A 15,477-nucleotide genomic window follows, 5' to 3' on the forward strand; every position below is an offset into this window, starting at 1 on the left:
CGGATCACTCCACCGTCACAGATTTCGCCAGGTTGCGTGGCTGGTCCACGTCGGTGCCCTTGGCGATGGCGGTGTGATAGGCCAGCAGCTGCGCGGGCACGGCATAGAGGATCGGCGCCCACAGCTCGGCCACATCGGGCATCTGCGCCGTGTGCCAGGTCGTCCGCTGCGACGACAGACCCTGGGTGTCGCTGACCAAGACGACCTTGCCGCCGCGGGCCATAACCTCCTGCATGTTGCTGACGGTCTTGCCGAACAGCGGGTCGGTGGGGGCGAAGACGATGACGGGCACGCTGTCGTCCACCAAGGCGATGGGCCCGTGTTTCAATTCGCCCGACGCATAACCTTCGGCGTGGATGTAACTGATTTCCTTGAGTTTCAGTGCCCCTTCGAGCGCCAGCGGATACATCGCGCCGCGCCCCAGGAACAGGATGTCGCGCGCCTCGGACAGATCGCGGGCGATATCGCGCAGCTCGTCCTCGATGTTCAGGGCCTGGGCGATCAGCGCCGGGATCCGGGTGAGCGTGTCGAGATGCGCGTCCATCTGCTCGGCCGTCAGCGTGCCGCGATCGCGCGCCGCCTTCAGGGCGAGGACCGCGAGCACGGCCAGCTGGCAGGTGAAGGCCTTGGTCGACGCGACCCCGATCTCGCGGCCCGCGAGGATGGGCAGCACCACGTCCGCCGCGCGCGCGATCGAAGATCCCTCGACATTCACCACCGCGACGATGGGGCATTTGCCCTTGCAATAGTTCAGGGCGGCCAGGGTATCGGCCGTCTCGCCCGACTGGCTGACGAAGACGGCCAGCGTGCCCTCGGGGATCGGCGGCTCGCGATAGCGGAATTCCGAGGCCACATCGACCTCGACCGGCAGGTTGGCCAGCCGCTCGATCCAGTATTTCGCCACGAGACAGGCATAGTAGGCCGTGCCGCAGGCGACCATCACCACGCGGTTGACCTTGGCGAAATCGACGGCGTCGTTCGGCATCACCAGGTCGGCGTCGCGGATGTAGTGCTGTAGCGCCTGGTCCAGAACCGCCGGCTGCTCGGCGATTTCCTTGGCCATCCAGTGGCGGTGGCCCCCCTTTTCGACGCGGCCCGCCTCGGGCGTGATCGGCTCGCTGGGACGCTCCACCGGCTGGTTGTGGGCGTCGTAGATCTGGACCGAGTTGCGGGTCAGAACCGCCCAGTCGCCTTCCTCGAGATAGGTCAGGTGATCGGTCATGGGCGCCAGCGCGATGGCGTCCGACCCGACATAGGCCTCGCCATCATCCAGGCTGATGGCCAGCGGGCTGCCGCGCCGCGCCGCGATCATCAGGTCGTCGTGCCCGTCGAACAGGAAGGCAAGCGCGAACGCGCCTTCCAGCCGCTGCAGGGTCTGTGCCACGGCTTCGTCGGGGGTCGCGCCGTCCTCGAGATAGCTTTGCGCCAGCAGCGCGATGGTCTCGGTATCGGTATCCGTCTCGGCGCCGAAGTTCTGAGCCTTCAGCTCGGCCCGAAGCGTCTCGAAATTCTCGATGATCCCGTTGTGCACCACCGCAACCGGGCCCGCGCGATGCGGGTGGGCGTTGACCTCGGTCGGTGCGCCGTGGGTGGCCCAGCGGGTATGGCCGATGCCGGACTTGCCGGGCAGCGGATCGCGCACCAGCGTGTCGCTGAGATTGATGAGCTTGCCCACGGCGCGGCGCCGGTCGAGATGGCCGTCGTCCACCGTGGCGATGCCGGCGCTGTCGTAGCCGCGGTATTCCAGGCGCTTCAGCGCCTCGACCAGAAGGGGCGAGACCTCGTGCTTGCCCAGAACGCCGACGATGCCGCACATGCTAGTTGGTCCTCTTGCTTTTCGCGGCCTTCAGCCGCGCCATCAGCTTGCGGGCGAAGCCGTCCTTGTTCAACTGACGCGCCCGGCCAAGGGCCAGCGCGCCGTCGGGCACGTCCGACGTGATGACCGAGCCCGAGCCGGTCATCGCCTCGTCGCCGACCTTGACCGGGGCGACCAGCATGGTGTTCGACCCGATGAAGGCCCGTTCCCCGATCGTGGTCTGGTGCTTGAAGACCCCGTCGTAATTGCAGGTGATGGTGCCCGCCCCGATATTCGCGGCCGCGCCCACCCGGGCGTCGCCGATATAGCTGAGGTGGTTGACCTTGGCGCCTTCGCCCAGCTCGGCCGACTTGATCTCGACGAAATTGCCGACCTTCGCGCCATTGCCCAGCTCGGCGCCGGGGCGCAGGCGGGCGTAGGGGCCGACCACCGCGTCGGCGCCCACGTGGCAGCCCTCCAGGTGGCTGAAGGCGCGGATGGTCGCGCCCGACTCGACCGTCACGCCGGGGCCGAAAACCACGTGCGGCTCGACCACCGCATCGCGGCCCAGCTCGGTATCGTGGGCGAAATAGACGGTGTCCGGCGCGGTCAGCGTGACGCCGTTCTCCAGCGCCGCGTCGCGCTTGCGGGACTGGAACAGCGCCTCGGCCCGGGCAAGCTCGGCGCGGGTGTTGATGCCCATCGTCTCGGCCTCGGGGCAGGTCACGGCGGTGGCGTGCATGCCCTGCGCGCGGGCGATGGCGACGATGTCGGTCAGGTAATATTCGCCGCTGGCGTTGTCGTTGCCCACCGCGTCGATCAGGTCGAACAGCACGGCCGCATCGGCGCAGATGACGCCCGAGTTGCACAGCGTGATGGCCCGCTCGTCCTCGGACGCGTCCTTGAACTCGACGATGGCCTCAAGCCGGTCGCCCGCCATCTTCAGCCGGCCATAGCGGCCGGGGTCGGCGGCCTCGAAGCCCAGCACCACGACGGCGGCGCCGTCGCGGCGGGCCTCGGCCATCCGGGTCAGCGTTTCGGGACGGATGAAGGGCGTGTCGCCGTAAAGCACGAAGACATCGCCCTCGGCCCCCTCCAGCGCCGCGCGCGCCTGCGCCACGGCATGTCCGGTGCCCAGTTGTTCGGATTGCAGAACCACCTGGAGGTCGGGATCGGTTTCGGCGGCGGCCTTGCGCACCGCGTCCGCGCCGTGCCCCGCGACCAGAACCCGGCGTCCCGGCTCGAGCGTGACGGCCGAGGCCAGTGCATGGGCGAAGAGCGGCGCGTGGCCGATCTGGTGCAGGACCTTCGGCAGGTCCGATTGCATCCGCGTGCCCGCGCCCGCGGCCAGAACGACAAGATGAGACGGCATCGGCACCCTTTCCCGTGGATCTTGCGGTTGTGTGCCGCAGGCCGCGCCGGGGTGCAATCCCGCTTGCCATCACAACCCGTTTCGCCGAGTTACCTTGGCATGAGCGCATCGCGACAGACCGTGATCTTCGACCTCGACGGCACGCTGGTCGACACCGGCGCCGACCTGATCGCCGCCGCGAACGCGTCGTTCCGCGACATGGGGCTGGGCGATCTGCTGGACCCGGAGGCCGACAAGGCCACCGCGTTCCGCGGGGCGCGCGCCATGCTGCGGCTGGGGCTGGGCCGGACCGGTGCGGTGGACGAGACGGTGGTCGATCGCGAGTACCCGGGCCTGCTGGCCCATTACGACCGGGCGGTGTGCGTGCACTCTCACTTCTATCCCGGCGCAGTCGAGGCTGCCGAGGCCCTGCGCGGGCGCGGCGTCGCGCTGGGCATCGCCACCAACAAGCCCTTCGGGCTGGCCGACAAGCTGCTGCGCGCGCTGGGTGTGCGCGACCATTTCGGCCCCCTGGTGGGCGCCGACAGCCTGCCGGTGCGCAAGCCGGATCCCGCCCATTTGTGGGAGGCGGTGGACCTGGCCGGCGGCGCGCGAGACCGCACGCTTTTGGTGGGCGATACCGAGACCGACCGCACCACGTCGCGCAACGCGGGCGTGCCGTCGGTGCTGGTCACCTTCGGCCCCGAGGGCCGCGACATCGCGCGCCTTGCGCCCGAGGCGCTGCTGGATCATTTCGACGATCTGCCCGACCTTGTGGACCGCCTTCTGGGCTGAGCGGCCAAATTTTCGGATCGAAAATTTGCGCCCGGCGGCGCCGGCGATACTGTGGCGGAAACCAAAGGGAGGAGCGGGCATGTTCACGGGCTCGATGACGTTCGATCTGGGCGAGGACATCAACGCCATGCGCGACATGGTGCACGCCTGGGCGCAGGAGCGGGTGAAACCCATGGCGGCCGAGATCGACCGCTCGAACAGCTTCCCGCCCGAGCTCTGGCCCGAGATGGGCGAGCTGGGCCTGCTGGGCATCACCGTGCCCGAGGCCGAGGGCGGCGCGGGGATGGGATATTTGGCCCACGTGATCGCGGTGGAGGAAATCGCGCGCGCGAGCGCCTCGGTCAGCCTGAGCTATGGCGCGCATTCAAACCTCTGCGTGAACCAGATCGCGCTGAACGGTACTTCCGAGCAGAAGGCACGCTATCTGCCCGCGCTGATCTCGGGGCAGAATGTCGGCGCTTTGGCCATGTCCGAGGCGGGGGCGGGGTCGGACGTGGTGTCGATGTCGCTGAAGGCCGAGAAGCGCAACGATCACTACCGCCTGTCGGGCACGAAGTACTGGATCACCAACGGCCCCGACGCCGACACGCTGGTGGTGTATGCCAAGACCGACCCCGAGGCGAAATCGCGCGGGATCACGGCCTTCCTGATCGAGAAGACCATGACCGGCTTCACCACCTCGTCGCATTTCGACAAGCTGGGGATGCGCGGCTCGAACACGGCCGAGCTGATCTTCGACGCGGTCGAGGTGCCGTTCGAGAACGTCCTGGGCGAAGAAGGCGGCGGCGTCGCCGTTCTGATGTCGGGGCTGGACTACGAACGGGTCGTCCTGTCGGGGATCGGCACCGGCATCATGGCCGCCTGCCTGGACGAGGTGATGCCCTACATGGCCGAGCGCAAGCAATTCGGTCAGCGGATCGGGAATTTCCAGCTGATGCAGGGCAAGATCGCGGACATGTATACCGCCATGAACAGCGCGCGGGCCTATGTCTACGAGGTCGCGCGCGCCTGCGACGCGGGCCGCGTCACCCGGCAGGACGCGGCGGCCTGCGTTCTTTATGCCAGCGAGGAGGCGATGAAGGTCGCCCACCAGGCGGTGCAGGCGCTGGGCGGCGCGGGCTTCCTCGCCGACGCCCCCGTGGCCCGCATCTTCCGCGACGCGAAGCTCATGGAGATCGGCGCCGGCACCTCCGAGATTCGGCGCATGCTGGTGGGCCGCGAACTCATGGCCCGGATGGGATGAGGCGCGGACCGGTGGTCGTGGTGCTGGTCGCGCTGGCTGCCACGGCGCTGGGCCTCGGGCTGGTGCTGGGACTGCGCGCGGTCCGGCTGGACGAGGGCGCGGTGATCGCCCTCCACGCCGAGCGCTGGGCGGAAGAGACCGGGGGACGCGCCGAACAATGCGTCGCCGTGCCGGGACAGGGGAGGGTCTGGCTGCGCATCACCTGCGACGGCCCCGAGCGGCGGGTGATCGGCGTGTCGCGCCTGGGCTTCGAGATCGACCTGCCCGAGGCGGGGATCTGAGCCGGGCGGTTGGCCTGCCTGAGTATTTGAAGACCAGTGATGGTGACTGAACCGCGCCCCGCTTCGCACGCGTTTTGGCGCGGAGGGCGCGCCGCGGTATTTGCAGACCAGTGATGCGGCAGGAGCGTGCCGACCGTTTGCTGGGCCGGGGCGGGCGGGCCCGGCATCGGAGTGGCCCGCGGGGCCTTGCCGCTGTCGGCGCCCCCGCCTAACCTGCGGCTCGCCGGGCTTTGGGAGGAATTCGGTTGCAGATCAGATCGAAGATCCTGACCGGATCGGCAGCGTTTCGCGAGAACGAAGCGCATCACCTGGGCTTGCTCGAGCAGGTGCGCGCGGCCGCCGACACGGCGATGGCGGGCGGCGGCGAACGGGCGCGCGCGCGCCACGTGGCGCGGGGCAAGATGGCGCCGCGCGACCGGGTCGCGGGGGTGCTGGACCCCGGGTCGCCGTTCCTCGAGGTGGGCCTGACCGCGGCCCACGGCATGTATGACGGCGCGGCCCCTGCGGCGGGTGCCATCGCCGGGGTGGGGCGGGTCGCCGGGCGGCAATGCATGGTGCTGGCCAACGACGCCACCGTGAAGGGCGGGACCTATACCCCCATGACGGTGAAGAAGCACCTGCGCGCCCAGGAAATCGCCGAGCAGAACGCGCTGCCCTGCATCTACCTCGTGGATTCGGGCGGCGCGAACCTGACCTTGCAGGACGACGTGTTCCCGGACCGGGATCATTTCGGGCGCATCTTCTACAACCAGGCGCGGATGAGCGCGGCGGGCATCGCCCAGATCGCCGTTGTCATGGGATCCTGCACCGCCGGGGGCGCCTACGTGCCGGCCATGTCGGACGTGACCATCATCGTGCGCGACCAGGGCACCATTTTCCTGGCCGGCCCGCCGCTGGTGAAGATGGCCACCGGCGAAGTGGTGGATGCCGAGGCCCTGGGCGGCGGCGACGTGCACACGCGGCTGTCGGGCGTGGCCGACGCGCTGGCCGAGGACGATGCCCATGCGCTGGCGCTGGCGCGGCAGGCGGTGGCAAGCCTCGGGGCCGCGCCGCAGGTCACGGTGGCCCGCCAAACGCCGGAGGCCCCGGCCCACGATCCCGCCGAGCTGCTGGGGGTCGTGCCGAAGGCGCTGACCACACCCTACGACGTGCACGAGGTCATCGCGCGGCTGGTGGACGGCTCGCGCTTCGACCCGTTCAAGGCACGGTTCGGCGACACGCTGGTCTGCGGTTTTGCCCATGTGGACGGCTGGCCGGTGGGCATCGTCGCCAATAACGGCGTGCTGTTCTCCGAGGCCGCGCAGAAGGGCGCGCATTTCGTCGAGCTGTGTTCTCAACGGCGCGTTCCCCTGGTTTTCCTGCAGAACATCACCGGCTTCATGGTCGGCCAGCGCTACGAGAACGAGGGCATCGCCCGGCACGGCGCGAAGCTGGTGACCGCCGTGAGCACCACGTCGGTGCCGAAGATCACCATGCTGATCGGCGGCAGCTTCGGGGCGGGCAATTACGGCATGGCCGGGCGGGCCTATTCGCCGCGTTTCCTGTGGACGTGGCCGAACAGCCGGATCTCGACCATGGGCGGTCCGCAGGCCGCGGGCGTGCTGGCGACCGTGACGCGCGCCCAGAAGGAGGCGCGCGGCGAGAGCTGGTCGGCCGAGGACGAGGCCGCGTTCAAGGCGCCCATCGAGGACCAGTTCGAGCGGCAGTCGCATCCGCTTTATGCCAGTGCCCGGCTCTGGGACGATGGCGTGATCGATCCGCGCCGCGCGCGCGACGTGCTGTCGCTGAGCCTTGCGGCCGCGTGCAACGCGCCGATCCGCGAGACGCGCTTCGGCGTGTTCCGGATGTGAGGATGGATCGCGGGCGACAGGACATCGCGGCGATGCCGCGCTGCTTCCGGGCGGTGCGCCGTGAGTATTTGAAGACCAGTGATGCCGCGGGCGGGCGGGACGGATCGGCTGTTCGGCGCAGGGCCCGCGGGGTGTGGCTGTGATCCGGTCCCGGCTGTCGGACCTGTTCGGGCTGGACGCCCCGGTGGTTCTGGCGCCCATGGCGGGCGTGTCCGGCGGCGCGCTGGCCGCGGCGGTCAGCCGGGCGGGGGGGCTCGGGCTTGTCGGCGGGGGCTACGGTGACCCGGATGTCGTCGCGCGCGAAATGGCGCTGGCCGATGCGCCGGTGGGCGTGGGGTTCATCACCTGGTCGCTGACGCCCGAAACGCTGGACAGGGCGCTGGACCTGCGGCCGCGCGCGCTGCTGCTGTCCTTCGGCGACCCGGTGCCGTTCGCGGACGCGATCCACGCGGCGGACGTGCCGCTGATCTGCCAGGTGCAAGGCGTGGCCCACGCCCGCCGGGCCATCGCGGCGGGGGCGGCCGTGCTCGTTGCGCAGGGCGGGGAGGCGGGCGGCCACGGCGCGGCGCGCGGGACCATGGCGCTGGTGCCCGAGATCGCCGACCTGCTGGCCGCCGAGGCGCCCGATGTCGTGCTCGTGGCCGCGGGTGGCATCGCGGACGGGCGCGGGATGGCCGCCGCTCTGATGCTGGGAGCCGATGGCGTGATGCTGGGCAGCCGGTTCTGGGCGGCATCCGAGGCTCTGGTGGCCCCCGGCCTGGTCGACGCCGCGCTGGCGGCCGATGGCGACTGCACCGTGAAGGGGGACCTGCCCGATGCCGCGCGGGGGCTGAACTGGCCGGGCGCCTACGCCATCCGCACGTTGCGCACGGCGTTCACCGACCGCTGGGACGGTCGCGGCGCCGCGCTGCGCGACGACGCGGATGCCCGTGCGGGCTGGGTCCGGGCCATGCAATCCGGCGACGCCGAAGCCGCCAGCCCCGTGGTGGGCGAGGCGGTGGGCCTGATCGGCGACCGTTTGCCCGCAGCCGACATACTGGCCCGCGTCGTGGCCGAGGCCGAAGATTTGCTGCGGGACGCCCCGCGAAGGAGTGAGACGTGTTCCGCACCATCCTGATCGCCAATCGCGGCGAGATCGCCTGCCGCGTCATCGACACCTGCCGCCGGCTGGGCATCGCGACCGTTGCCGTCTATTCGGACGCCGACGCGGGCGCGCGCCACGTCTGCATGGCCGACCGCGCGGTCCATATCGGCGGCGCGGCGCCGGCCGAAAGCTACCTGCGCGGCGACGCCATCATCGCGGCGGCACGGGCGACGGGGGCCGAGGCGATCCATCCCGGCTACGGCTTCCTGAGCGAGAACCCGGATTTCGTCGACGCGGTCGAGGCGGCTGGCCTCGTCTTCATCGGCCCGTCGGCGGAGGCGATCCGCAAGATGGGCCTGAAGGATGCCGCCAAGGCGTTGATGGTCGAGGCCGGCGTGCCTGTCGTGCCGGGATACCATGGGTCAAACCAGGACGCCGATACCCTGGCCAAGGCGGCGGACGAGATCGGGTACCCCGTGCTGATCAAGGCCGTGGCGGGCGGCGGCGGCAAGGGCATGCGCCGCGTGGACCGGGCAGCGGACTTCGCCGCCGCGCTGGACAGCGCCCGGTCCGAGGCGCGGGGCGCTTTCGGCAACGATGCTGTGCTGGTCGAGAAGTTCGTGTCCCGCCCGCGCCATATCGAGGTGCAGGTCTTCGGCGACGGCACCCACGCGCTGCACCTGTTCGAGCGGGACTGCTCGCTTCAGCGGCGCCACCAGAAAGTGGTGGAAGAGGCGCCCGCCCCGGGTATGTCCGCAAGCGTGCGCGCCGCCATGGGTGCGGCGGCCGTCCGCGCCGCCGAGGCCATCGGCTATGCAGGCGCCGGGACCGTCGAGTTCATCGTCGATGGCGGCACGCTGGACGAGGACAGCTTCTATTTCATGGAGATGAACACCCGCCTCCAGGTCGAGCACCCGGTGACCGAGGCGATCACCGGCCACGACCTGGTGGAATGGCAGCTGCGCGTCGCGGCGGGCGAGGGGCTGCCGGTGGCTCAGGATGCCCTCGCGATCCGGGGCCACGCGGTCGAGGTGCGGCTTTATGCCGAGGATGTCGCCGCGGGCTTCCTGCCGGCGACCGGGACACTGGCCGCCCTGCGCTTCCCCGAGGGCCTGAGGGTCGAGACCGGCGTGCGCGAGGGGGACCCGATCAGCCCCCACTACGACCCGATGATCGCCAAGCTGATCGCCCATGGCGACACCCGGGACGCTGCGCTTGGTCGCATGGCCCGGGGGCTGGAACGCCTGGTGGTGGGCGGCACCGTGACCAACAAGGCCTTCCTCCAGGCGCTGGTGGACCACGATGGCTTCCGCGCGGGGCAGGTCGACACCGGGCTGATCGACCGCGACCTTTCGGCGTTGACGCGAACGCCCGCGCCCGGCGGCGCCGAGATCGCGATGGCCGCCCTGGCCGCGCTGGGGCTGGAGATACCGGGCGATCGGCTGCAGGGCTTTGCGCTGTGGCAGGGGGTCGGCCAACCGGTCGTGCTGGCCCACGGCGAAGACCGCGTGATGCTGAATGTGCTTTGCGAGGGCGGGCAGTCGCGCGTGGTCTCCGGGGGGCCGGACGGCCCGGTGCGTCTGCTGTGGCAAGGGGACGCGTGGTGGGTCGACGGGCGGCGCATGCCCGCTCCGCTGCGGTCGGGCGCGCTGGTCGTGGTGCCGTCGGGCCCCGGCCACGCCTTCCGCGTGATCGACCCGCTGGACCGCGACGCGGCGGCGGGGCCGGGGGCCGACGTCGTCCAGGCCCCTATGCCGGGCCTCTTGCGTGCCGTTCACGTGGCCGAGGGCGCCGAGGTGGCCGTGGGCGATGCGCTGGCCGTGCTCGAGGCGATGAAGATGGAGCACGTCCTGAGGGCCGAACGCGCGGGGAAAATTGCCGAAATTCTGGTCGAACAGGGCAGCCAGGTGGCAGCCGGCGACGCGCTGATCCGGCTCGCCGAGATATGAGCCGCTGTGCGGTGGCATCCCGCGCGGGGCGCTGGTAGCGTCCGCGCGAGTGCCGCGACGGAGCCCGAGATGATCACCCTGCACCATTGCCACCAGACCCGGTCCATGCGGATCCTGTGGCTGCTGCACGAGCTGGATGTCGAGTTCCAGTTGCGCGTGCGGCCTTTCGACCAGTCCCTGCGCGACCCCGAATACCTGTCACTGAACCCCGCCGGCCGCGTGCCCGCGCTGGAACTGGACGGCGACGTGATCTGGGAAAGCGGCGCCATCACCGAGGTCCTGTGCGAACGCTTCCCCGAACACGGGCTGGGCCGTCCGCCGGGCGATATCGACCGGCCGGAATTCCTGACCTGGGTGCATTTCGCCGAGACCATCAGCCAGCATGCCGCGGCCCTGACCCAGCAGCACGTGATCCTCTACGAGGACTCCATGCGCTCGCCCACGGTGATGAAGATCGAGGCCGCGCGGCTGAAGAAATGCTACGCCGCGATCGAGGGCCGCCTGTCGACCCCGGTCGAGAATCGGGACTACCTGCTGACCAGTGGGTTTTCGGCCGCCGACATCTCGGTGGGGCAGGCGGTCTACATGGCGCGGCACTTTGCCCCGCTCGACGGCTTCCCCGAGGTCAAACGCTGGTACGACCAGATCACCGAGCGCGAAACCTTCCAGAGCGCCTTGCCGCCGGAGGGCGCCGAGCTGCTGTTCGAGCGTGACTTCTATCCCCCCTGGGAGTGAGCCTTGCCCCGGGGCGCGCGCGCCCCGTGCCACGTTGACGCCCGGCCGCCCGGAGGCTAGGCAAAAGACAACCGCGCCGGGTCCGGCGCCGCAACCCAGAAGGTGTCCGATCCCATGGATGTCGTCCTGTCCCGCGAATACCTGCCCATCATGATCCTGCTGGGCCTGGCTGTCGCCCTTGGCCTTATCCTGATCCTGGCGGCCGCCATCCTGGCCGTGCGCAATCCCGATGCCGAGAAGGTCAGCGCCTACGAATGCGGCTTCAACGCCTTCGACGACGCGCGGATGAAGTTCGACGTGCGGTTCTACCTCGTGTCGATCCTGTTCATCATCTTCGACCTCGAGATCGCCTTCCTGTTCCCGTGGGCGGTCAGCTTCAACGTCATGACCGACGCGGCCTTCTGGTCGATGATGGTCTTCCTGGGCGTGCTGACCGTGGGCTTTGCCTACGAATGGAAGAAGGGCGCGCTCGAGTGGGAGTGATCCTGCCGTAGCGGATTGATCGAGACGCCGTCCCCCGGGGCGGCGTTTTCGTTTCAGGACAGCCCCAGATAGGCCGACACGGCCGCGTTCCACGGCGGGATCACTCCGGCGGCCCCCGCCAGGCCCGACAGCACGAAGATGACCGCGAAGGCTGCAAGCGTGCCGCGGTGCAGCCGGCCCCGCGTGGCGAGGTCGTAAATCGCGGGCAGCGCAAGGACCAGCCCCAGGTGCAGCACCGCCGCCATGCCGTTGGGCAGCCCGAGCGTCTGCGTCACCCGGCTGATCGGGGGCGAGAGGATGGCCAGCGCGGCCAGCAGCATCATTCGGCGGTGGATGTCGATGCGGTGCCGGATGGCGGCCACCACCCCGGCAGCCCAGAAGATCGCGAGGCCGGAAAGGTGGACGAGGTTCGCCAGGAACACCTCGATCATGTCGGCCTCGCCCGAGAAATCGCGGCTGACGATGAACCCGGTCCAGACCGCGACCCCGACGAGCAGGGCGCTGAAGACGCCGAGGGTCTTGTGCCAGCCCAAGCGCCCGCGCGCCTGCAATTCGGCCTGCAGGGTGAACAGGCCCAGCCAGCCCAGCATGACCGCGCCGTGCAGCGTGACAAGCGGCGTGTATCTTTCGATCCGATCGGGCACGACGACCAGTTTCTGTGCGAAGGCGAACAGGCTGAAGGCCAGCAATATCCATCCAATGCCGCGAAAAAGCACGGCTTCGCGCCGGGCGATGGGGGCCAGAAGCGGCGAAAGGGTGTCGGTCAGGCTGTTCATGCGCGGCATCTGGCCCCTTTGCCTTGCCCGGCAAGGCGGCGTGGCGCCGCGGGTCCGGCGGGATTGACGCAGCGGGGGCGCGTTGACGCTATGGTCCTTTGCGACTACCTAGTTTTGCAAGGACAGGGCAGTCACCGACGCCCGCAAAAGATCAGCAACCGGAGATGTCACATGGGTGTTGCCACCCCCGCCAATCCTTACGGAGCCAATACAGCCGGGGCCGACCGCGAGGTTGCGACCCAGACGCTGAACCGGGAACTGCAGGACAAGGGCTTTCTCGTCACCACGTCCGAGGACATCATCAACTGGGCGCGCACCGGCTCGCTTCACTGGATGACCTTCGGGCTGGCCTGTTGCGCGGTCGAGATGATGCACACCTCGATGCCGCGCTATGACGCCGAACGCTTCGGGGTCGCGCCGCGCGCCTCTCCGCGCCAGTCGGACGTGATGATCGTGGCGGGCACGCTGACCAACAAGATGGCGCCCGCGCTGCGCAAGGTCTACGACCAGATGCCCGAGCCGCGTTACGTGATCTCCATGGGCAGCTGCGCCAATGGCGGCGGTTACTACCACTACAGCTATTCGGTGGTGCGCGGCTGCGACCGCGTCATTCCCGTCGACATCTACGTGCCCGGCTGCCCGCCGACGGCCGAGGCGCTGCTGTACGGAATCCTGCAATTGCAGCGCAAGATTCGCCGCACCGGCACGATCAGCCGCTAAGGGGGGCAACATGGCCGAGAACCTGGAAAACCTGGGCGAGCACATCAAGTCCAAGCGCCCCGATTGCGTGCTGGATTACGAGATCGCGCTGGGCGAGCTGACGGTGCATGTGGCGCTGTCGAGCCTTGTCAGCATGGTCGAGTTCCTGAAGACCGACCGGACCTGCCAGTTCTCCACGCTGGTCGACCTGACCGCCGTGGACTACCCGTCGCGCGAGGCGCGGTTCGACCTCGTCTACCACTTCCTGTCGATGTACCAGAACCACCGCATCCGCCTGAAGGCCGAGGTGCGCGAGGACGAGATCGCCCCGTCGATCATCAACGTGCACCCCTCGGCCAACTGGTTCGAGCGCGAGGTCTTCGACATGTTCGGCGTGCTCTTCGCGGGCCATCCCGACCTGCGCCGCCTGCTGACCGACTATGGCTTCCGCGGGCACCCGCTGCGCAAGGATTTCCCCACCACCGGCTATACCGAGGTGCGGTACGACGAGGTGACCAAGCGCGTGGTCTACGAGCCGGTGAGCCTCGTCCAGGAATACCGCCAGTTCGATTTCATGAGCCCGTGGGAGGGCGCCAATTACGTTCTGCCCGGCGACGACAAGGCCGAGGCACAGGGCTGACGCGGTGCGCGCGTCGCCTTTGACACATGCTGCGCCCGTGGCCCGATAGGGCCCGCGCACCCGCTGGAGGTCGAGGACCATGAAAGACCAGAAATTCGAAGATGCCCTGACGGGCGAGCAGAAGATCCGCAACTTCAACATCAACTTCGGCCCGCAACACCCTGCGGCACATGGTGTTTTGCGGCTGGTGCTCGAGCTGGACGGCGAGATCGTCGAGCGGTGCGACCCGCATATCGGCCTGCTGCACCGCGGGACCGAGAAGCTGATGGAAAGCCGCACGTATCTTCAGAACCTGCCCTATCTGGACCGGTTGGACTACGTGTCGCCCATGAACCAGGAGCACGCTTGGTGCCTGGCGATCGAGAAGCTGACCGGCACCGAGGTGCCGCGCCGCGCGTCGCTGATCCGCGTGCTTTACTCGGAGATCGGCCGCATCCTGTCGCACCTGCTGAACGTCACGACGCAGGCCATGGATGTGGGCGCGCTGACCCCGCCGCTCTGGGGCTTTGAAGAGCGCGAGAAGCTCATGGTCTTCTATGAACGCGCCTGCGGGGCCCGGCTGCACGCCGCGTATTTCCGTCCCGGCGGCGTCCACCAGGACCTGCCGCCCGAGCTGATCGACGATATCGAGGCGTGGTGCGACCCGTTCCTGAAGGTCATGGACGATATCGACGAGCTGCTGACCGAGAACCGCATCTTCAAGCAGCGCAATGCCGATATCGGGATCGTCAACGAACAGGAAATCCAGGACTGGGGCTTTTCGGGCGTCATGGTGCGCGGGTCGGGACTGGCCTGGGACCTGCGTCGCGCACAGCCCTACGAGTGCTACGACGAGTTCGACTTCCAGATCCCCGTGGGCAAGAACGGCGACTGCTACGACCGGTACCTCGTCCGCATGGCCGAGATGCGCGAAAGCGTGAAGATCATCCGCCAGGCCTGCGAGAAGCTTCGCGCCGAGGACGGGCAGGGCCCGATCATGCATCGCGGCAAGCTCAGCCCGCCGACGCGCGGCGACATGAAGACCTCGATGGAAGCGCTGATTCACCACTTCAAGCTGTATACCGAGGGTTTCCATGTGCCCGCCGGTGAGGCCTATGCCGCGGTCGAGGCGCCCAAGGGCGAGTTCGGCGTCTACATGGTGGCCGACGGCACGAACCGGCCCTACCGCGCCAAGCTGCGCGCGCCCGGGTACCTGCACCTGCAGGCCATGGACCATATCTCGAAAGGGCACCAGCTGGCCGACGTCTCGGCGATCATCGGGACGCTGGACGTGGTCTTCGGCGAAATCGACCGTTGATGCGCGGGCTTTGCATCGCGGCCCTGGCCTGCGGCCTGCCCATGGCGGCCGCGGCCGAGCAAACCGAAGAGGCGCTGTTCGCCGTCCTGGCCGAACGTGGTTGTTCGGTCGGCCCGCAGGAGGTGGCTGACACGTTCGGTCCCGAAGGTTTCACGCCGGAATTCGTGCGTGAGACGTTGACCGGCCTGCTTCTGGACGGCACCGCGACCGAGGACGCCGTGGGCCGTCTGAGCGTGCCGCCGTCTCTGTGCCCGCCCGAAGGCACCGCGATGACGCCCAAGGACCAGCTGATCGCCGAGTTCGCACGCAACGACTGCACGTTAGACGCACGCCAGGTGCCCGACATCACGGAGAAAACCGGTCTGGCCGAGGCGCAGTTGCAAGCCATCATCCAACCGTTATACGACAGCGGCGCCGTTTCAGTGGTCGGTCGCCGGGCGATCCTGACGGATCGGCTGTGCCGCGCCGCCGCCATCAACTGAGCTGACAGGACACCGTA

15 protein-coding genes are annotated in these 15,477 nt (G+C 69.0%); 12 read left to right on the top strand and 3 right to left on the bottom strand.

The window, feature by feature from the left end; all coding sequences use genetic code 11:
* Positions 1-4 precede the first annotated feature (4 nt).
* Both glmS and glmU read right to left on the bottom strand, forming a co-directional pair.
* Complete coding sequence (glmS, locus tag BUB76_RS11030; protein WP_073128845.1) at positions 5-1,816, bottom strand: glutamine--fructose-6-phosphate transaminase (isomerizing); 1,812 nt, start codon at positions 1,814-1,816, stop codon at positions 5-7.
* A 1-nt stretch (position 1,817) separates the two neighbouring features.
* Positions 1,818-3,167 carry a bifunctional UDP-N-acetylglucosamine diphosphorylase/glucosamine-1-phosphate N-acetyltransferase GlmU gene (gene glmU / locus BUB76_RS11035; protein WP_073128846.1) on the bottom strand — a complete coding sequence of 450 codons (1,350 nt, stop codon included), beginning with the start codon at positions 3,165-3,167 and terminating at the stop codon, positions 1,818-1,820.
* Between the two features lie 99 nt (positions 3,168-3,266).
* On the opposite strand from glmU, the gene BUB76_RS11040 reads away from it, so the two are divergent.
* From BUB76_RS11040 to ndhC, 8 genes are all read left to right on the top strand, one after another.
* A complete protein-coding gene (locus tag BUB76_RS11040) occupies positions 3,267-3,941 on the top strand; it encodes an HAD-IA family hydrolase (RefSeq protein ID WP_073128847.1) in 675 nt (224 codons plus the stop codon).
* A 79-nt stretch (positions 3,942-4,020) separates the two neighbouring features.
* Complete coding sequence (locus BUB76_RS11045) at positions 4,021-5,184, top strand: acyl-CoA dehydrogenase family protein (RefSeq protein WP_073128848.1); 1,164 nt, start codon at positions 4,021-4,023, stop codon at positions 5,182-5,184.
* Complete coding sequence (locus tag BUB76_RS11050) at positions 5,181-5,465, top strand: hypothetical protein (protein WP_139250852.1); 285 nt, start codon at positions 5,181-5,183, stop codon at positions 5,463-5,465. The genes BUB76_RS11045 and BUB76_RS11050 overlap by 4 nt, the downstream gene beginning before the upstream one ends.
* A 245-nt stretch (positions 5,466-5,710) precedes the next feature.
* Positions 5,711-7,315, top strand: a complete 1,605-nt coding sequence (locus tag BUB76_RS11055) for a carboxyl transferase domain-containing protein (RefSeq protein WP_073128850.1) — start codon at positions 5,711-5,713, stop codon at positions 7,313-7,315.
* 133 nt (positions 7,316-7,448) lie between these two features.
* The gene (locus tag BUB76_RS11060) at positions 7,449-8,432 is read left to right on the top strand and encodes an NAD(P)H-dependent flavin oxidoreductase (protein ID WP_308417675.1); all 984 of its coding nucleotides are present in this window, start codon (positions 7,449-7,451) and stop codon (positions 8,430-8,432) included.
* Entirely contained in the window at positions 8,414-10,348 is a 1,935-nt protein-coding gene (locus BUB76_RS11065) for an acetyl/propionyl/methylcrotonyl-CoA carboxylase subunit alpha (RefSeq protein ID WP_073128852.1), read from the top strand. The genes BUB76_RS11060 and BUB76_RS11065 overlap by 19 nt, the downstream gene beginning before the upstream one ends.
* Positions 10,349-10,417: 69 nt before the next feature.
* On the top strand, positions 10,418-11,083 hold the full coding sequence (locus BUB76_RS11070; protein WP_073128853.1) for a glutathione S-transferase family protein: 666 nt from the start codon (positions 10,418-10,420) through the stop codon (positions 11,081-11,083).
* Between the two features lie 114 nt (positions 11,084-11,197).
* Complete coding sequence (gene ndhC / locus BUB76_RS11075) at positions 11,198-11,566, top strand: NADH-quinone oxidoreductase subunit A (RefSeq protein WP_073128967.1); 369 nt, start codon at positions 11,198-11,200, stop codon at positions 11,564-11,566.
* Positions 11,567-11,619: 53 nt separating this feature from the next.
* Here ndhC and BUB76_RS11080 read toward each other — a convergent pair whose 3' ends face one another.
* Positions 11,620-12,342 carry a hypothetical protein gene (locus tag BUB76_RS11080; RefSeq protein ID WP_139250853.1) on the bottom strand — a complete coding sequence of 241 codons (723 nt, stop codon included), beginning with the start codon at positions 12,340-12,342 and terminating at the stop codon, positions 11,620-11,622.
* A 171-nt stretch (positions 12,343-12,513) separates the two neighbouring features.
* Here BUB76_RS11080 and BUB76_RS11085 point away from each other — a divergent pair, with 171 nt between their 5' ends.
* The 4 genes from BUB76_RS11085 to BUB76_RS11100 all read left to right on the top strand — a co-directional run bounded on the left by BUB76_RS11085 (position 12,514) and on the right by BUB76_RS11100 (position 15,460).
* A complete protein-coding gene (locus BUB76_RS11085) occupies positions 12,514-13,062 on the top strand; it encodes a NuoB/complex I 20 kDa subunit family protein (protein WP_073128855.1) in 549 nt (182 codons plus the stop codon).
* 10 nt (positions 13,063-13,072) lie between these two features.
* Positions 13,073-13,681, top strand: a complete 609-nt coding sequence (locus BUB76_RS11090) for an NADH-quinone oxidoreductase subunit C (RefSeq protein ID WP_073128856.1) — start codon at positions 13,073-13,075, stop codon at positions 13,679-13,681.
* Between the two features lie 79 nt (positions 13,682-13,760).
* The gene (locus BUB76_RS11095) at positions 13,761-14,978 is read left to right on the top strand and encodes an NADH-quinone oxidoreductase subunit D (RefSeq protein ID WP_073128857.1); all 1,218 of its coding nucleotides are present in this window, start codon (positions 13,761-13,763) and stop codon (positions 14,976-14,978) included.
* Complete coding sequence (locus tag BUB76_RS11100; protein ID WP_073128858.1) at positions 14,978-15,460, top strand: hypothetical protein; 483 nt, start codon at positions 14,978-14,980, stop codon at positions 15,458-15,460. The genes BUB76_RS11095 and BUB76_RS11100 overlap by 1 nt, the downstream gene beginning before the upstream one ends.
* Positions 15,461-15,477: the final 17 nt, after the last annotated feature.

This window comes from Palleronia salina (assembly GCF_900141995.1).
Classification (GTDB): Bacteria; Pseudomonadota; Alphaproteobacteria; order Rhodobacterales; family Rhodobacteraceae; genus Palleronia; species Palleronia salina.